The sequence below is a fragment of the Actinotalea sp. C106 genome, assembly GCF_023630195.1.
GTDB lineage: Bacteria > Actinomycetota > Actinomycetes > Actinomycetales > Cellulomonadaceae > Actinotalea.
In genome coordinates, this window is the sequence record NZ_JALPKN010000036.1 from 1 (window position 1) to 17716 (window position 17716).

Below are 17716 nucleotides of genomic sequence, written 5' to 3' on the forward strand. Positions count from 1 at the left end.
GGCAGCCAGCGCGGGCGGCCCGACCACCGCGAGCACCCACCCGGCGATCAGCCTGCGCCGCGGCAGTGACGCACGGCGGACCCTGCGTGCAGGGCCCCGGCCTGCGTGCTCGTGCGTCACGACCAGCACGTCGATGTCCCCTGAGCCGCGGATCACCTCGGTGCCGATGCCCGGGGACAGCGCTGCGGCCAGGCGCGGCCGCCGGGTGGCGCCGAGCAGGATCTGGCTGGCGTTGACGCCGCGGGCGAAGTCCAGGACCGCGGGGGCCACGTCGTCGGCCAGGACCGTGTGCCAGCTCGCCCTGAGGGACTCGGCCAGGGTGCGCAGGCGCACCAGCGAGTCCGGGGCGACGCCCGCGACGCCGTCCCCCCGCAGGACGTGCAGGGCCATGACCTCCCCACCGCTGGCTCGCTGCGCGATGCGGGCGGCCCGACGGATGAGCGTCTCGCTCTCGGGCCCTCCGGTGACGGCCACCACGACCCGCTCCCGGGTGGGCCAGGTGGCGTCGATGCCCTGCTCGCGTCGGTACGCGTCGAGGGCGTCCTCGACCCGGTCCGCCGTCCACAGCAGAGCCAGCTCACGCAGCGCGGTGAGGTTGCCGACGCGGAAGTACCTGGCCAGCGCCGCGTCGACCTTCTCGGCCCGGTACACGTTCCCGTGGGCGAGGCGTCGACGCAGCGCCTCAGGGCTCATGTCGACCAGCTCGATCTGCTCGGCACGACGCACGACGTCGTCCGGCAGGGTCTCCTGCTGCTGGACCCCGGTGATGGAGGTGACGACGTCCCGGAGGCTCTCCAGGTGCTGGATGTTCACGGTCGTCACCACGTCGATGCCGGCCGCGAGGATCTCCTCGACGTCCTGCCAGCGCTTCTCGTGGCGGCTGCCCGGGACGTTGGTGTGCGCGAGCTCGTCGACCAGGACCGCGGTGGGGCTCCGCGCGAGCACGGCGTCGAGGTCCATCTCGCTGAAGGTCGACCCGCGGTAGTCGATCGAGCGGCGCGGCACGACCTCGAGCCCGTCGAGCAGGGCCGCGGTGTGCGGCCGGTCATGGGTCTCGACCAGCCCGACGACGACGTCGACCCCGCGATCCTGGCGTCGGCGCGCCTCGTCCAGCATCGCGTACGTCTTGCCCACCCCGGGCGCGGCGCCGAGGTACACGCGCAGGCGACCGCGCCGGGCCCGGGGCGACGCCTCGTCGGCGCTCGTCTGTTCGGTCATGGCGGACTCAGTCAAGCATCACGAGAGCCACGTTGAGCTCGAGCACGTTGACCCGAGGTGCGCCGAGCAGGCCCAGCTCACGGTCGGTCGTCGCCTCGACCACCAGGCCGCGCACCGTGCCCTCGTCAAGCCCCCGGTGCCGCGCGACCCGCGCGACCTGCAGCGCGGCGTACTCGGGCGAGACGTGCGGGTCCAGGCCGGAGCCCGAGGCCGTCAGCGCATCGGCGGGCACCTCGGCAGGATCCACGCCCTCGCGGTCGGCGACCTCCGCACGGCGCTCCTCGACGGTCGCGAGCAGGTCAGGGTTCTCCGGGCCGAGGTTCGAGGCCCCCGTCGCGAGCGGGTCGTACCCGTCCCCGGCGGCCGAGGGCCGGGGCAGGAACCACTCGTCGCCCTCGAAGGGCTGCCCGAGCAGGCGGGACCCGACGACCTGGCCGTCGACCTCGATCATCGAGCCGTCGGCCCGCTCGGGCATGGTGCGGCCGACGGCGTAGACCGCGGCCGGGTACAGCAGCCCGGTCAGGACGGTGAGGACGAGCAGGAGGCGCAGGCCGACGACGGACTGGCGCAGGAAGGCAGTCATGAGGCGCTCCGGAGGGTTCGGCTCACAGGCCGGGGACGAGGGAGACGAGCAGGTCGATGAGCTTGATGCCGACGAACGGGGCGACGAGGCCACCGACGCCGTAGACGAGCAGGTTGCGGCGCAGCATGGCGGCGGCCCCGGCCGGCCGATACCGCACCCCTCGCAGGGCGAGGGGCACGAGCGCCACGATGACCAGGGCGTTGAAGACCACCGCCGAGAGCACCGCCGACTGCGGCGAGGACAGTCCCATGACGTTGAGCCGGTCCAGCTGGGGGTACAGGCCCGAGAACATCGCCGGGATGATGGCGAAGTACTTGGCGACGTCGTTCGAGATCGAGAACGTCGTCAGGGCGCCCCGGGTGATGAGCAGCTGCTTGCCGATCGCGACGATCTCGATCAGCTTGGTCGGGTTCGAGTCGAGGTCGACCATGTTCCCGGCCTCCTTGGCGGCTGAGGTGCCGGTGTTCATGGCCACCCCGACGTCGGCCTGCGCCAGGGCCGGGGCGTCGTTGGTGCCGTCCCCGGTCATCGCGACGAGCCGCCCCGCGGCCTGCTCCGTGCGGATCAGCGCGAGCTTGTCCTCCGGGGTGGCCTCGGCGAGGACGTCGTCCACACCGGCCTCCTCGGCGATCGCGCGGGCGGTCAGCGGGTTGTCCCCGGTGATCATGACGGTGCGGATGCCCATCTGCCGGAGCTCGTCGAACCGCTCGCGCATCCCGGGCTTGACGACGTCCTTGAGGTGGATGACCCCCAGCGCCCGAGCCGGCTCGCCGGTGCGTAGCTCGGCCACGACCAGGGGCGTGCCTCCCGACGCGCTGATCGCGTCGACCAGAGGGCCGACGTCAGCACTCGGGTGCCCGTCGTTGTCCCGGACCCACCGCATGACGGCGCTCGCCGCCCCCTTCCGGATCTCCCAGGTGCCCTCGTGCTGGGCGAGGTCCACCCCGCTCATGCGGGTCTCGGCCGTGAACGGCACGAAGGTCGCCCGTGGGAGGTCCGTGGCGAAGCGGTTCCGCATGGCGTACCGCTCCTTGGCCAGGACCACGATCGAGCGGCCCTCAGGGGTCTCGTCGGCGAGGCTCGAGAGCTGCGCGGCCTCGGCCACCTGCTCCTCGGTCAGGCCGTCGGCCGGCACCACCTCGACGGCCTGCCGGTTGCCCAGCGTGATGGTGCCGGTCTTGTCCAGGAGGAGGACGTCCACGTCGCCCGCCGCCTCGACGGCCCGGCCCGAGAGCGCCATGACGTTGCGCTGCACGAGCCGGTCCATCCCCGCGATGCCGATCGCCGAGAGCAGCGCACCGATGGTCGTCGGGATCAGGCAGACCAGCAGCGCGACCAGCACCAGGAGCGGCTGGGCCTGGCCCGAGTACACGGCGAAGGGCTGCAGGGTCACGACGGCCAGGAGGAAGACCAGGGTCAGCGAGGCCAGGAGGAGGTTGAGCGCGATCTCGTTCGGCGTCTTCTGCCGGGCGGACCCCTCGACCAGGCCGATCATCCGGTCCAGGAACGTCTCCCCCGCCTTGGCGGTGATCCGGACGACGACGCGGTCCGAGAGCACCTTGGTGCCCCCGGTGACCGCGCTCCGGTCACCGCCCGACTCCCGGATCACGGGCGCCGACTCGCCGGTCACGGGGGACTCGTCGACGCTGGCGATCCCCTCGACGACGTCCCCGTCCCCCGGGATGACCTCACCGGCTTCGACGACCACCAGGTCACCCACCGCGAGCGCGGTGCCGGGCACGCTCTCCTCGGTGCCGTCGGCGGTGAGGCGCCGGGCCAAGGTCTCCGTCCGTGTGCGTCGCAGCGAGGCGGCCTGCGCCCGACCCCGCCCCTCGGCGACGGCCTCGGCCAGGTTGGCGAACAGCACCGTGGCCCACAGCCACAGGGCGATCGACCACGAGAAGACGCCGGGATCGAGCACCGCGAGCACCGTGGTGGCCACCGATCCGACCCAGACGACGAACATGACGGGGTAGCGGACCTGGTGGCGCGGGTCGAGCTTGCGCAGGGCGTCCGGGAGCGAGCGCCACAGCTGGCGCGGCTCGAAGGCGCCCGTCCGCGGACGGGACGACACCGCCTCGGGGTGGGGGGTGGCCTCAGGGGGTGAGGACAGGTCGACGGTCACAGGAGGGCCTCCGCAACAGGGGCGAGCGCGAGAGCAGGGAAGAAGGTCAGCCCCGCGACGACGAGGACGACGAAACCCAGCAGGCCGGCGAAGACCGGCCCGTGAGTGGGCAGGGTCCCGGCACCGACGGCGACGGGCTGCTGGCGGGCGAGGCTGCCGGCCAGCGCGAGGACGAGCACGATCGGCACGAAGCGCCCGAGCAGCATGCCCAGGCCGAGCGCGACGTTCTGGTAGGGCGTCCCGGCCCCGAACCCCGCGAAGGCGGAGCCGTTGTTGTTGGTCGCCGAGGCGTAGGCGTAGAGGATCTCCGACAGCCCGTGGGCGCCAGGGTCCTGGACCGACGCGTCGACCAGGGCAGGCGTGCCTGCTGTGATCGCGGCACCGACGAGCAGCAGGGTCGGCATGGTCAGGATGTAGAGCGCCACGAGGGTGATCTCCCGCCGGCCGATCCGCTTGCCCAGGTACTGCGGGGTGCGGCCCACCATGAGGCCGGCGAGGAAGACGGTCAGGACGGCGAGCACGAGCATCCCGTACAGCCCGGCGCCCACCCCGCCGGGGGCGACCTCCCCCAGCATCATGTTGAGCAGGGTGACCCCACCGCCCAGCGCGGTGAACGAGTCGTGGAAGCTGTTGACCGACCCTGTCGACGTCCCCGTCGTCGAGGCGGCGAAGAGGGCCGAGGCTGCCTCGCCGAAGCGGGTCTCCTTGCCCTCCATCGCGCCTCCGGCCGCCTGCGGGACCGCGCCGAGGCCGCGCATCTCGGCCCAGGTGATCACGGCGACCGCCGCGAGCCAGATCGAGGCCATGACCCCGAGGATCGTCAGCCCCTGGCGCCGGTCACCGACCATCCGCCCGAAGGTGCGGGGCAGGCTGAACGGGATGACCAGCAGCAAGAAGATCTCGAGCAGGTTGGTCCACGCGGTGGGGTTCTCGAAAGGGTGGGAGCTGTTGGCGTTGAAGAACCCGCCACCGTTGGTGCCCAGGTCCTTGATGGCCTCCTGCGAGGCGATGGGCCCTCCCACGATGCTCTGGGTGGCTCCCCCGAGGGTGGTGACCTCCTGCGGGCCGGCGAAGTTCTGCACCGCTCCCCCGACGAGGAGCAGCACCGCGGCGAGGAAGGCCACGGGGAGCAGGATCCGGACGGTGCCGCGGACGAGGTCGACCCAGAAGTTCCCCAGGCGATCGGTGCGGTGCCGCGCGAACCCGCGGACCAGAGCGATGGCGACCGCGATACCCACCGCAGCCGAGACGAAGTTCTGCACGGCCAGCCCGGACATCTGCACGAGGTGGCCCATGACGGACTCCCCCGAGTACCACTGCCAGTTGGTGTTGGTCACGAACGAGACGGCCGTGTTCCAGGCACCGTCGGGTCCGACAGCCGGGAGGCCTAGCGAGAGGGGCAGCTGGTCCTGCAGCCGCAGGAAGGCGTAGAGCAGCAGGACGCTGACGAAGGAGAACCCGAGGACGGCGCGGGCGTAGGCGGGCCACCGCTGGTCGGCCTCGGCGTCGATCCCCCCCAGCCGGTAGATCACGCGTTCGGCACGCAGGTGCCGCGAGTCGCTGAAGACCCGCGCCATGTAGTCACCGAAGGGCACGTGCACCGCGGCCAGGGCGAGGACGAGCAGACCGATCTGCAGGACGGCGGCGAGGGCGGGCGTCATCAGAACCGCTCCGGCTTCAGCAAGGCCATCAGCAGGTATGCCACGAGACCCACGGCCACGACCAGGGCGACGACGGACTCGACGGTCATGATGACGACACCCCCGCGACGAGGGCGACCAACGCTCCGAAGAGGACGCAGGTCAGGGCCACCAGGGCGAGATCGACCACAGCTCACTCCTTAGTCCGACGCCACCTCGGTGACGCCCGCGACCACGGTGGCCGCCGAGGACCATCAGAGCGCCCGGGACGGTGCCCTCCTCTCCGTCCAGACGGTTTCCTGACGCCGGGTGCCCGCGTCCTGACGGGCTCCGGACGCCGTGGGTCCCCGGTAGCGTGCCGCCCATGCCGCTGCTGAGCGCCGCCGAGCCGCTGCCGGCCCGCCCCCGACGGGTGGTCGTGGCGGGCACCAGCGGCTCGGGGAAGACGACCCTCGCGGCCCGGGTCGCGATGGCGCTGGGCATCAGGCACGTCGAGATCGACGCGCTCTTCCACGGGCCCGGGTGGACACCCCGCCCCGGCTTCGAGGCGGAGGTCGAGAGCTTCACGGCCGAGCCCGCGTGGGTCACCGAGTGGCAGTACCGCAGCGTCCGCGCGCTCCTTGTCGAGCGGGCGGACCTCCTGCTCTGGCTCGACCTGCCCACGACCGTCGTCATGCGGCAGGTCATCACGCGCACGGTCCGGCGCCGGGTTCACCATCAGGAGCTGTGGAACGGGAACGTCGAGCCACCGCTAAGGACGATCGTCACCGACCCGGACCACATCGTCCGGTGGGCCTGGCGCACCCGTCACCAGACCGAGCACCGGGTCCGTGCCGTGCTGCGTGACCACCCGGACCTGCCGGTCGTCCGGCTGCGTAGCCACCGTGAGGCGGAGAGCTGGGTGCGGGGCGCACTGGAGGGCGCCTGAACGTCGGCCCCCGCGCGGTTCCCGCTGCCTAGCGTGCCGTGCTGGCACGCTCGACGAGATGCCAGGTGTCGCCTCCGCCGGTCTCGGTGGGAGCGCCGATGCCGTGGGCCTGCTGGTCACTCATCGCAGCGAGTCCGTCCAGAGGTCGCTCGATGGCGAGAAGAGCGCGCGTCATGCCGTGCGCCTCTCCCTCGTCGTTGCGTGCGCACACCGCGACGCTGACGTCGGCCCAGGCGAGGCCGCGCCGATGAGCGGCGTCACGGAAGCCGAGCAGTCGGTCGCGGGTCACGGGGAACGCCACCCCCTCCGGGTCCAGGCCGTGGTGGACACCGGCGACCCGGGCCGGTCCAGGGGGAAGGCCAGGGCCAGTAGTACGGAGCTCACGTGATCTGGTCCTCTCGATCGATGTTGCCGCCGACATCCGTCAGCGACTGAGTTGCCGACCTGGCACGGGCCGGACCGAGAAGGAACGCACCGCCCGCAGCGAGCGCGACGGCGGCGGCCCCGAATGCGGAGGCAGCACCCACGCCGTGCCCGTCCCACACCAGTCCCGCGACGAACTGTGCGACGGCGACGGCGAGCGTCATGACGGCGGCCATCGACGATGTCAGGGTGTTCCTCTTCTCGTCCTCGAACAGAGACTGGCCGAGGGCAGTGACAACCGCACCGGCCGCTCCGATGCCGAACTCGGCAACCAGGAACCCCAGTACGGCTGCCGGGCTCGTGACAGTCGTTGCCGCAAGGCCTACAGCGATGACGATGAGCGCGGCCGAGGTGGCGACGGCGGCGTTCGCGCGATCGAGCACTTTGCTGGCCGTAGACCCCGCTGCCGCGCCCAGCATCAATGCGACGAGTACGAGCCCGAGCGCTCCGCTCGGGACCATCCCGCTCTCCAGGAACCGAGGCTGCCAGACAAGAACGAGCACACCCTGGCCGAACCCCAGGCCCACGTAGGCCAGGGAGAGTCGTCGGCCGGTTTCGGAGACGACGAAATGCCAGCTCTGTCGCAGGCTGCGGGCGAGGTGGTCGACCGCCGTGCTCGGCCCGTTGCTGCTACGTGGCTCTGATGTCCACGTCAGCGCCACCCACGCGGCGGCCACCAGCAGCACCACCCCGGAGACAGCGAGAACTGCCCCGAGCCCGAGGAATGTCCCCCAAGCGTAGACGGCCACGCCGCCGACACCGGCGCCGACCCAGCGCCAAGTGTTGCCTGCGCGGGCTACGGCCGGGGCCTGATCGGCGAGACCCGTCCGGCGTAGGGCGTTGATCGTGTATGAGATCGGCGCCCCGGAGTACAGCGCCAACCCCACGTTCAGCAGCAGCAGAGACGCTCCGGCGCCGATCGCGGTGTGGGCGAGACCGAATGCCGCCTGCGCAGCACCCCAGCCGATGAGTCCGACGACGAGCACTCTCTTGTTGCCATACCGGTCGGCAAGAGCGCCCGACGGGATCTCGAGCACGAACGACAAGATCCCCGCGACGGCGAGCATCGTCCCGATGATCGCCGGGCTGACGCCTGATGTGGTCATGTGGACGACGTAGGTCGCACCGAAGACGAAGTCGACGAGTGCGACGACGACGACCAAGACGAAGTAGCGGCGAGCGATCGGCGATGGGTGTCGACGTGTCATGGTCAGCGGGGCTTTCCGAGCTGCAATCGCAACCCAACCGTCGGAGATGCTGTTTGGGGGCGCGCGCGCACGAGGACCCCACGGCTTCCTATCGGTGCAGCGGACCGTCTGCGAGCCGTGCGCGTCGAGTATTGAATGTCTCGACCGGCAGACAGAGCGAGAGTGACTCGCCGGGAGCGACGGTACATCTTGCGACCGGTTCGCACAGGCCCTTTCAATACATTTATCGTTCGAAGCGCCGCGACGCCGAGGCACTCTTGGGCCTGAAGTCCCTTGCGGACTCCAGAAGTGATTATCGGGCCGGGCGACTGTGCAAGCGACGAGCGACCACAGCTCACTCCTTAGTCCGACGCCACCTCGGTGACGCCCGCGACCACGGTGGCCGCCGAGGACCATCAGAGCGCCCGGGGTGGCGCCGTCCTCCCGTCCAGACGGTTTCCTGACGCCGCGCGCCCGCGTCCTGACGGGCTCCGGACGGCGTGGGTCCCCGGTAGCGTGCCGACCGTGCCGCTGCTGAGTCGGGCCGAGCCGTGGGCGCGGGGGTACTCGCCGTCGTCGAGGCGGAAGGCCGTCGGGGCTTCGCCTACGGCTCTCGCTCCGGTCATCCGGTGTCTGGCGAGGAGGCATTCGTCGTCCGCATCGGTGCCGACGATCGCGTCTGGCTACGCATCGACGGCTTCTCCCGCCACACCCGTGGGGACGCTACCTCTTGCGGCGCCGTTCGCGCACGATCGTGATCACCAGGCCGATCGCGATGATGCTGAAGGCGATCGGCACCCCGTAGGGGACGTTGAGCGCACCGTTGATCACGTGTCGTCCCTACCTCGCCTTCCCTCAGTCCGTCACCGGCAAGAAGAGCACGGCGCCCGCGAAGAGGAGCAACAGCCCGATCACGCGGATGCGCAGCTCCGGTCTCGGTCTCGACTCTGGGGGCGTGCCTGGCTTGAGGTGCCGGTCGACGCGCTCTTCCCACCGCACGACCTTGAGAGGTCGCACCAAGAAGAGGGCGGCCAGAAGCGCGAGGAGGACCCCGGTCAGTCGCAGCGCGATGATCGCCGCCACACGTCTCCTCCCCTGCGCCCCGGTGCGCCGAGCCTCCCGGTCTACCCCCTTCGGCGCTGCTCGCGCACGAGCACGATGACCGAGCCGACCGCGCTGGTGCCGAGGGTGACAGGCCCCCCGTGGGGCAGGTTCACCGCACCGTTGGCCACCGGCCGGCCCCTTCTGGTCAGACGGCCGGCGGCGGGGTGCGGTCGTCGCGACGCTCGACGACCTCGCGGTGGCTGGTGTTGGCCCGCTGCTGGTTGAGCACGAGGGACAGGATGATCGCGAGGACGCCCGCGCCGATGCAGATGTAGCCGATGACCGTCAGGTCCACGACCTCCCAGCTGTCCTGGACCCCGAAGGCCAGGATGGCGCCCACCACGATGAGGAAGATTCCGCTACCGATGCCCATGTCGAACCTCCTTGTCGGCGGGCGACAGAGCCGCCCGTACTCCGACGGAGCATTCCGGACCTGAGCCCGTCCCGCCTCCTGAACGGTGGATCTCACCCGCAGCTCACCTGAGCACACGCCGGGCACCGGCGCCAGGACCCTCGGCCCACCCGAGGACTGACCTGTCCTGCGTACGGTGGGCCGAGGGCGCAGACACCGACGCGTCGGAGCCACCGTCCCCACAGCGACAGCGAGGGTCCATGACCATCCCCGTCCACGCGGCGCCCGTCGAGGAGGTGCTCGACGACCTCGGCACCCACCTCGACGGGCTCACCGAGTCCGAGGCACGCACCCGCCTCGAGGCCGACGGCCCCAACAGCCTGCCCGACCCGGCCCGCGAGAGCCTGGTCCGTCGGATCGCCAAGCACTTCAACGACGTCCTCATCTACGTCCTGCTGGGCGCGGCCGTCGTGACCCTGCTGCTGCAGCACTGGGTGGACTCCGCGGTCATCCTCGGCGTGGTCCTGATCAACGGGCTGATCGGGTTCATCCAGGAGGGCAAGGCCGAGCAGGCCCTCGCGGGGATCCGCACCATGCTCTCGCTGGACGCCCAGGTGCGCCGCGACGGGCAGTGGAGCCGGGTGGACGCCGCAGACCTGGTGCGGGGCGACGTCGTGCGGCTGCGGTCGGGGGACCGTGTCCCGGCCGACGTGCGTCTGGTCGAGTCCACCGACCTGCGCGTCGAGGAGTCGGCGCTCACGGGCGAGTCGGTCCCGGCCGAGAAGCACCCGCGGCCGGCCGCCGAGGACGCGGGGGTCGGGGATCGCACGTCGATGGCGTTCTCGAGCTCCCTCGTGACGTCCGGCCGCGGGGTCGGTGTGGTGACCGCCGTCGGGGCCGACACCGAGATCGGGCGGATCAACACCATGATCGGCGAGGTCGAGCGGCTCACCACCCCGCTGATCCGGCAGATGAACCGCGTCGGCACCCAGCTGTCGGTGGCCATCCTCGGACTCGCGGCGGTCATGTCCGTGCTGGGCCTGGTGCTGCACGGGTACGCGGTGGCCGACGCGCTGCTCTCCGCGATCAGCTTCGCCGTGGCAGCCATCCCCGAGGGCCTACCCGCCGTCATGACCATCACCCTGGCCATCGGTGTGCAGCGGATGGCCCGCCGCAACGCGATCACGCGCCGGCTGACGGCCGTCGAGACCCTCGGCTCCGTGACGGTCATCTGCTCGGACAAGACCGGGACCCTCACCCGCAACGAGATGACCGTCCGCGCGGTCGTCACGGCCGACGGCCACTACGAGGTGAGCGGCACCGGCTACGAGCCCGCGGGCGAGATCCACCTCGACGGGGTGCCGGTCCCACCCCACGAGCACGACACCCTCATGGCGCTGGTCGAGGCGATGTCCGTCGCGAACGACACCGACGTGACCGACCGGGACGGCTCCTGGACGGTCAACGGCGAGCCCACCGAGGGCGCGGTGCAGACCCTCGCCCTCAAGTGCGGCGTGGACCGGTCAGGCCACGACCGGCGGTCCGAGGTGCCCTTCGAGTCCGAGCACAAGCTCATGGCCACGCTGAGCCGCGCCCCGGACGACGCCTCGGTGGTGCTGGTCAAGGGAGCCCCGGACCGGCTGCTCGACCGGTGCGCCACCCACCTGAGCGACGACCAGGAGCACGAGCTGGACCGCGCGTGGTGGGAGGAGCGGATCGAGGAGCTCAGCGGTCGGGGCTTCCGGGTGCTGGCCGCGGCACGTCGTGACGGAGGTGACCAGGAGAGCCTGGAGCTGGCCGACCTCGACGCAGGGCTGGTCTTCCTCGGCGTCGTGGGTATCCTCGACCCACCCCGGCCCGAGGCCATCAAGGCGATCGCGGCCTGCTCCACGGCGGGGATCACCGTGAAGATGATCACGGGCGACCACCCCGGCACCGCCCTGGCCATCGCCCGGGAGATGGGGATCGTCGGGGACGACGCCAGGGTCGTGACCGGGGCCGAGCTCGAGCAGGTCTCCGACGACGAGCTCGTCGACCTCGTGGCGCAGCACGCCGTGTTCGCCCGCACCAGCCCCGAGCACAAGCTGCGGCTGGTCCAGGCCCTCCAGGCCGGCGGCCACGTGGTCGCGATGACGGGGGACGGCGTCAACGACGCCCCCAGCCTCAAGCGGGCCGACGTCGGGGTCGCGATGGGGGTCAAGGGCACCGAGGCCACCAAGGAGGCCGCCGAGGTGGTGCTCGCCGACGACAACTTCGCGACCATCGAGCGTGCGGTCGAGGAGGGCCGCACGATCTACGACAACCTCCGCAAGTCGATCCTGTTCATCCTGCCGACCAACGGCGCGCAGGCCCTCGTGGTGCTGGCCGCCGTGGTGGCGGGGTTCACCCTGCCCCTGACCCCCACCCAGATCCTCTGGGTCAACATGGTCACCGCCGTGAGCCTGGCCCTGGCCCTGGCCTTCGAACCGTCCGAGCCGGGGATCATGACCCGACCGCCCCGGGACCCCCGGGCACCGATCCTCGGGGCCTTCTCCCTGTGGCGGATCGCCTTCGTCTCGGTGCTCATGGGCGGCGCGACCATCGCGGTCTTCCTCCTGCTGAGGGCCGGGGGCACCGGGCTCGAGGAGGCTCGCACCCTGGCCGTTACCACCCTGGTGCTCAGCGAGATGTTCTACCTGCTCAGCAGCAGGTCGCTGCGGGCCCCGGGCTACGCGCGCCCGACCCTGACGACCAACCCGGTGGTCTGGCTGTCCATCGGCGTGCTCATGCTGCTGCACCTGGCCTTCGTCTACGTCCCGTTCATGCAGACCGTGTTCGGCACCGCACCTCTGAGCGCGCAGTCCTGGCTTCTGCCCCTCGCCGTCGGGCTGGGGATCTTCCTCCTCGTGGAGCTCGAGAAGGCGGTGCTGCGACGGCGAGACCGTCGCTGACCCGGCAGGCGACGGTCGGGCCCTTCGGCCCCCTGTGCCCGACCACGGCCCGTGGTTGCGTGGAGAGGTCGGCGGGCGCACCGCAGGACGGTGCCGCCCCGCTCAGCCACCGGCGGCCACGGCACTCGAGGAGCGATGATGACCACGTCCAGCCAGATCCCCGTCCGCACCCTGATCAGCCCCGGACGGTACGTCCAGGCCCGCGGCGCGATGAGCCGGCTCGGGGAGTTCGTCCGCCCCATCGGCACCACGCCACTGCTCGTCGCCGACGACGTCGTGTGGGGCATGCTCTCCAGCACCATCACCGCCTCCTTCGAGGAGGCCGCGCTCCCCGTCACCCGTGAGGGCTTCGGCACCTACGCGACGGCCGGGGCCGTCGAGCGCATCGCCGAGGCCATCCGCGACGCCGGGGCCGACGTTGTAGTCGCCGTCGGCGGCGGGAGCACGATCGACGCGGTCAAGGCGGCCGGGTTCCTGACCGGCATCCGCTGGGTGTCCGCACCGACGGTCGCCTCGACGGACGCGCCGTGCTCGGCCCTGTCCGTCATCTACACCGAGGACGGCGCCTTCGAGGAGTACCGGTTCTTCCCGCGCAACCCCGACCTGGTGCTGGTCGACACCCAGGTGGTCGCGAACGCCCCGGCACGGTTCCTGGTCGCGGGGGTCGGCGACGCCCTCGCCACATGGATCGAGGCCCGAGCGGTCGCCGCCGCGCACACGACGACGATGGCTGGCGGGCTGCCGCTGACCACGGGGACCGCCCTCGCCGAGCTCTCCTGGCGGATGCTCTGGGAGAACGCCCTGCCGGCCATCGCGGCGGTCGAGCACCACCTGGTGACCCTCGCCGTCGAGAAGGTCGTCGAGGCCAACACGTTGCTGTCCGGGCTCGGCTTCGAGTCCGGGGGCCTGGCCGCGGCCCACGCCATCCACAACGGCCTCACCGCGGTGCCGCAGACCCACGGGCTGACCCACGGCGAGAAGGTCAACATCGGTTCGGTGACCCAGCTCGTCCTCGAGGGCGCACCCCAGGACGAGATCCGCGACCTCGTCGAGTTCACGACCCGGGTCGGGCTGCCCACCACCCTGACCGAGGTCGGCCTCGCGGTCGACGACGTGGAGAGCCTGACCCGCGTGGCCGAGACCGCCACCGCCCCGGGCGAGACCATCCACGCGATGCCCTTCGAGGTGCGCGTGTCCGACCTGGTCGACGCGCTGCGGGCGATCGAGCCCCTCGCGCGCAGCGTGCGGGAGCGGGCAGGCCTTCCGGCGCCGGAGCTGCACGTGGCGCACTGAGGGCAGATCGGCCGGGCTCAGCCCAGGCGGTGCTGCTCGGTCGCGCCGGCCCGCGCGGCGAGCATCTCGTTGTACGCCTCGAGCTCGGCGTCGCCGTCGCGGTCCGCCGCCCGGTCGCGTCGTCGGGCGGTGCGCTCGTCGTCCCGGGTCCAGGAGACGGCCACGGCGATCGCGAGGAAGAGCATGGGCAGCTCGCCGATGCCCCAGGTGATCGCACCACCGATCTGCTGGTCCTCGAGCGCCGGCGGGCCCCAGGGGCGGCCGAGCAGCCCGAACCAGTCGGGGACCAGGAGGGTCTCGCTGCTCACCAGCGCGACCCCGAAGAAGGCGTGGAAGGCCATCGTCGCGAAGAGCAGCAGCAGGCGCAGGGCGTGGCTCGGGCGGGTGGGGCCCGGGTCCACCCCGACCAGGGCGTTGACGAACAGGTACCCCGCGAGGGTGAAGTGGGCGATCATCAGCAGGTGGCCCAAGTACGTGGTCAGGGCCAGGGCGAACAGGTCGGTGTAGTAGAAGACGATCATCGACCCGGCGAAGTTGACCGCTGCGACCACCGGGTGGGCGAAGAACCCGGCCCACCGGGAGTGCACCAGCCCGAGCAGCCACTCGCGGGGGCCACGCGAGCCGTCGGTGCGGGAGGGCAGCGCCCGGGCCGCGAGGGTCACCGGGGCCGCAAGGGCGATGAACACCGGGACGATCATCACCAGCGTCATGTGCTGGATCATGTGCGCGCTGAACAGCACGTGCCCGTAGACCGCCGCACCCCCGGACGTCGTCCAGGCGAGGGTCACGACGCCGACCACCAGGCTCACGGTCCGCAGCACCGGCCACCGGTCGCCGCGGGCATGCAGCCGGTGCACCCAGCGCAGGTAGACCACGAGGGCCGCGAGGCAGCCGAGGGCCGGGATGAGGTCCCAGCGGAAGCTGGTGAGCCACAGCTCGGGGGTCGGGGCCGGCGGCAGGGCGTGGCCGGTGACGATCTCGGCCGGGGTCGGGTCGGTGGGCGGCTCCTGCGGGATGGGCGGGGCCGAGGACCCCAGGGCCGCGGCCACCCCCGAGACGGCGCCCATCACGGCCAGCTCGACGGCGACGAGCCGCCAGAACACCCCGGGCACCCGCGCCGAGGCCTGTCGCGCTCCCGCCGGGCCGGGGGCGGCCTCGTGGGGCCGCCGGACCACCAGGCGGCGGTGGGCCCACCCGGGGCCACCGAGCACCGCGAAGAGGACCACCTTGGCGACCAGCAGCAGACCGTACCGCGAGGTCACGCCGTCGAGCCCGCCGAGGCGGATGGCGCCGTTGACCGCCCCCGAGACCGCGACCGCGACGAAGCACCACGCCGCGATCGAGGAGTAGCGGGCGACCGTGGGCGCGAGGTCCCGCCCGAGCCTGCGCGCGACCACGGCCAGAGCCCCGAGCCCCCCGATCCAGACGGCGGCCCCTGCGAGGTGCAGGAAGAGCGAGGAGATGGCGAGCTCGTGGTTGGTGCTGCCCACGGTGTGCCCGGTCGCGGCCTGCATCGCGAGGGCCGCCGAGACGACGAGGGCCGAGCCCAGGGCCCCGACCGGCGTCGTGACCAGCAGGGCGAGCGCGCAGCTGATCGCGGCGATCATCGTGATGCCGAGCAGGGTGCGTCCGAGCGACACCTGCGTCACGAAGAGGCCGAGCTCGGAGCCGAAGGTCGGGGTGCTCAACGGCGTGCCCGAGACGCTGCCGTAGGTCAGCACCAGGTGCATGAGGCTCAGCACGGCCCACGCCCCGGCCGCGACCGAGGCGACGAGCATCGTCGAGGGCCAGGCGCGCCCGTCGGCCCCCGACCGCCCTCCGCCGCGGGGCAGCACGAAGGCCGCGAGCACCAGGGCACCGAGGGCCACCGAGGCCGTCAGCTCGACCAGGACGGTCACGACCGGCAGGCCCCACCGCACCACGGCCCCGGGGTCCAGCAGGGCGCTCGGCAGGGCGGCGCCCGAGAAGGCAGCGGCTGCGACGACCGCGAGCAGGGCGGCGACCACCCCGCCGACGAGGCCGAGGAGGGTCAGCCGCGTGGGCAAGGGCACCTGCTCCCCGCGCCCCGGGGCCGGGGTGGCAGGGGTCGAGGAGGTCGCAGGCGTGGGCACCCTGCCAGCCTAAGCCGCGTCGATCCCCCGTCAGGTGCCGGGAGTAAGGTGCGCTGGTGAGCCAGCCGACCGCCCCGGGCGCCGCTGTGACCGGGACCACCCCGGCCGTGACCAGCGGGTTCGTCCCGCCCACCCACCGGCAGATCCTCACCATCCTCGGCGGGCTGATGATGGGCATGTTCCTCGCGGCCCTCGACCAGACCATCGTCGCGACGGCCATCCGCACCATCGGGGACGACCTCGACGGTCTGTCCCTGCAGGCGTGGGTCACCACCGCCTACCTCATGACCTCGACCGTCTCGACCCCGCTCTACGGCAAGCTCTCGGACATCTTCGGGCGCAAGCCCCTCTACCTCGTCGCGATCGGCCTGTTCCTGGTCGGCTCTCTCCTGTGCGGGACCGCGGGGTCGATGTACGAGCTCGCGATCTACCGCGCGGTGCAGGGCCTCGGCGGAGGCGGGCTGATGTCCTTGGCCATCACGATCCTCGGGGACCTGCTCAGCCCCCGGGACCGCGCCCGCTACCAGGCGTACTTCCTCGCGGTCTTCGGCACCTCCTCGGTGCTGGGTCCGGTGATCGGCGGGGCCCTCGCGGGGACGGACACGCTGCTCGGCATCACCGGATGGCGCTGGATCTTCCTGGTCAACGTGCCCTTCGGCATCCTCGGCGCCCTGGTCATCACCCGGGTGCTGCGCCTGCCGCCGATCCCCCGCCGCACGCACCGCATCGACTGGCCCGGCGCCCTGGCCCTGGTGCTGACCCTGGTGCCTCTGCTGCTCGTGGCCGAGCAGGGCCGCGAGTGGGGCTGGGCCTCCCCCGTCGCGCTGACCTGCTACGGGCTGTCCGTCGTCGGACTGGGGCTCTTCCTGGCGGCTGAGCGCCGCGCGGGGGACGACGCCCTGCTGCCGCTGCGCCTCTTCGGCAACCGGACCTTCTCCTCGAGCGCCGTGATCAACACGATCATCGGCATGGGCATGTTCGGAGGCTTCGCGACCCTGCCCCTGTACTTCCAGATCGCGAAGGGCATGACGCCCACGGCCGCAGGGCTGGCCCTGATCCCGCTGACCGGCGGGATCATGCTCGCCTCGGTGGTCGCGGGGCAGACCACCTCCCGCACCGGCCGCTACAAGCTCTTCCCCGTGACCGGCACCTTCCTGCTCACCGTCGGCGCCCTGCTGCTCTCCCAGCTGCACGCGACCTCGACCATGGGGGACGTGAGCTGGCGCACGGTGATCTTCGGGCTCGGGCTCGGGTTCTGCTTCCAGCCCCTGGTGCTCGCCGTCCAGAACGCCGTCCCCGCGCGGGACATGGGCGTCGCGACGGCCTCCTCGCTGTTCTTCCGGCAGATGGGCGGGACCCTCGGCACCGCCGTCTTCCTCTCGATCCTGTTCTCGACCGTGGGCCAGCGGATCCGCGACGGGGTGACCGAGGCCCTCGGCACCGCGCCGTTCCAGGCAGCGCTGGAGGACCCGGCCGTGCTCGAGGACCCGGCCAACGCCCCCGTGCTGCAGATGCTCGACGGCGGCCCGCTCCCCTCCCTGGACGACTCCTCCTTCATCGGCGCCCTCGACCCGCGGCTCGCCGCCCCCTTCACCGAGGGGTTCGCCCAGAGCACCTCGACCGTGCTGCTCGTGGCGGGGGCCGTGCTCTTCATCGCCTTCCTGCTGTCCTTCGCCCTGCCCGAGGTCCCGCTGCGCCAGGTCTCGGGGATCCAGAGCCGCATGGAGGACGAGGACGCCGCCGCCAGCTCGGCTGCCCAGGCCGTGGCCGCCGCCGAGCAAGGGGTGGGCCCCGACGCCGCGCGGGCCCAGGCCGAGGACTG

General features: G+C 72.0%; 15 protein-coding genes. 5 read left to right on the forward strand and 10 right to left on the reverse strand.

Annotation, left to right across the window (positions count from 1 at the left end):
• The 5 genes from L0B03_RS04365 to kdpF form a co-directional block, all read right to left on the reverse strand.
• On the reverse strand, positions 1 to 1218 hold a 1218-nt coding region (locus L0B03_RS04365), incomplete at its 3' end, for a universal stress protein (protein ID WP_250444412.1).
• Positions 1219 to 1225: 7 nt separating this feature from the next.
• Positions 1226 to 1801, reverse strand: a complete 576-nt coding sequence (gene kdpC, locus L0B03_RS04370; RefSeq protein ID WP_250444413.1) for a potassium-transporting ATPase subunit KdpC — start codon at positions 1799 to 1801, stop codon at positions 1226 to 1228.
• A gap of 22 nt (positions 1802 to 1823) precedes the next feature.
• Positions 1824 to 3926 (reverse strand): potassium-transporting ATPase subunit KdpB, encoded by a 2103-nt coding sequence (gene kdpB / locus L0B03_RS04375; protein WP_374204873.1) that lies wholly within the window; start codon positions 3924 to 3926, stop codon positions 1824 to 1826.
• Positions 3923 to 5587: a potassium-transporting ATPase subunit KdpA gene (gene kdpA / locus L0B03_RS04380; protein WP_250444414.1), complete on the reverse strand. Its 1665-nt coding sequence runs from the start codon at positions 5585 to 5587 to the stop codon at positions 3923 to 3925. The genes kdpB and kdpA overlap by 4 nt, the downstream gene beginning before the upstream one ends.
• Entirely contained in the window at positions 5587 to 5676 is a 90-nt protein-coding gene (gene kdpF, locus L0B03_RS04385) for a K(+)-transporting ATPase subunit F (RefSeq protein WP_250444415.1), read from the reverse strand. The genes kdpA and kdpF overlap by 1 nt, the downstream gene beginning before the upstream one ends.
• A 254-nt stretch (positions 5677 to 5930) precedes the next feature.
• On the opposite strand from kdpF, the gene L0B03_RS04390 reads away from it, so the two are divergent.
• Positions 5931 to 6494 carry an AAA family ATPase gene (locus L0B03_RS04390; protein ID WP_250444416.1) on the forward strand — a complete coding sequence of 188 codons (564 nt, stop codon included), beginning with the start codon at positions 5931 to 5933 and terminating at the stop codon, positions 6492 to 6494.
• 28 nt (positions 6495 to 6522) lie between these two features.
• Here the strand turns inward: L0B03_RS04390 and L0B03_RS04395 are convergent, their stop codons facing one another.
• The gene (locus L0B03_RS04395) at positions 6523 to 6783 is read right to left on the reverse strand and encodes a hypothetical protein (RefSeq protein ID WP_250444417.1); all 261 of its coding nucleotides are present in this window, start codon (positions 6781 to 6783) and stop codon (positions 6523 to 6525) included.
• Positions 6784 to 6874: 91 nt separating this feature from the next.
• A complete protein-coding gene (locus tag L0B03_RS04400; protein WP_250444418.1) occupies positions 6875 to 8080 on the reverse strand; it encodes an MFS transporter in 1206 nt (401 codons plus the stop codon).
• Between the two features lie 575 nt (positions 8081 to 8655).
• On the opposite strand from L0B03_RS04400, the gene L0B03_RS04405 reads away from it, so the two are divergent.
• Positions 8656 to 8862: a DUF1990 family protein gene (locus L0B03_RS04405; protein ID WP_250444419.1), complete on the forward strand. Its 207-nt coding sequence runs from the start codon at positions 8656 to 8658 to the stop codon at positions 8860 to 8862.
• A gap of 97 nt (positions 8863 to 8959) precedes the next feature.
• On the opposite strand, the gene L0B03_RS04410 is transcribed toward L0B03_RS04405, so the two are convergent.
• Positions 8960 to 9187 carry a hypothetical protein gene (locus tag L0B03_RS04410; protein WP_250444420.1) on the reverse strand — a complete coding sequence of 76 codons (228 nt, stop codon included), beginning with the start codon at positions 9185 to 9187 and terminating at the stop codon, positions 8960 to 8962.
• A gap of 166 nt (positions 9188 to 9353) precedes the next feature.
• A complete protein-coding gene (locus L0B03_RS04415) occupies positions 9354 to 9581 on the reverse strand; it encodes a DUF6458 family protein (RefSeq protein ID WP_250444421.1) in 228 nt (75 codons plus the stop codon).
• A 239-nt stretch (positions 9582 to 9820) separates the two neighbouring features.
• Between L0B03_RS04415 and L0B03_RS04420 the strand changes: the two genes are divergently transcribed.
• Together L0B03_RS04420 and L0B03_RS04425 are read left to right on the forward strand one after the other, a co-directional pair.
• Entirely contained in the window at positions 9821 to 12490 is a 2670-nt protein-coding gene (locus tag L0B03_RS04420) for a cation-transporting P-type ATPase (RefSeq protein ID WP_250444422.1), read from the forward strand.
• A 138-nt stretch (positions 12491 to 12628) separates the two neighbouring features.
• Positions 12629 to 13783 carry a glycerol dehydrogenase gene (locus L0B03_RS04425; RefSeq protein WP_250444423.1) on the forward strand — a complete coding sequence of 385 codons (1155 nt, stop codon included), beginning with the start codon at positions 12629 to 12631 and terminating at the stop codon, positions 13781 to 13783.
• A gap of 17 nt (positions 13784 to 13800) precedes the next feature.
• On the opposite strand, the gene L0B03_RS04430 is transcribed toward L0B03_RS04425, so the two are convergent.
• The gene (locus L0B03_RS04430) at positions 13801 to 15894 is read right to left on the reverse strand and encodes a cytochrome c oxidase assembly protein (protein ID WP_250444424.1); all 2094 of its coding nucleotides are present in this window, start codon (positions 15892 to 15894) and stop codon (positions 13801 to 13803) included.
• 86 nt (positions 15895 to 15980) lie between these two features.
• Between L0B03_RS04430 and L0B03_RS04435 the strand changes: the two genes are divergently transcribed.
• Positions 15981 to 17716: MDR family MFS transporter (locus L0B03_RS04435; RefSeq protein ID WP_250444426.1), on the forward strand; the 1736-nt coding region annotated here is incomplete at its 3' end.

Coding starts and splice junctions, on each gene's coding strand:
- kdpC (WP_250444413.1), bottom strand. CDS start 1,801: ATGACTGCCTTCCTGCGCCAGTCCGTCGTCGGCCTGCGCCTCCTGCTC.
- L0B03_RS04425 (WP_250444423.1), top strand. CDS start 12,629: ATGACCACGTCCAGCCAGATCCCCGTCCGCACCCTGATCAGCCCCGGA.
- L0B03_RS04390 (WP_250444416.1), top strand. CDS start 5,931: ATGCCGCTGCTGAGCGCCGCCGAGCCGCTGCCGGCCCGCCCCCGACGG.
- L0B03_RS04415 (WP_250444421.1), bottom strand. CDS start 9,581: ATGGGCATCGGTAGCGGAATCTTCCTCATCGTGGTGGGCGCCATCCTG.
- kdpA (WP_250444414.1), bottom strand. CDS start 5,587: ATGACGCCCGCCCTCGCCGCCGTCCTGCAGATCGGTCTGCTCGTCCTC.
- L0B03_RS04420 (WP_250444422.1), top strand. CDS start 9,821: ATGACCATCCCCGTCCACGCGGCGCCCGTCGAGGAGGTGCTCGACGAC.
- kdpF (WP_250444415.1), bottom strand. CDS start 5,676: ATGACCGTCGAGTCCGTCGTCGCCCTGGTCGTGGCCGTGGGTCTCGTG.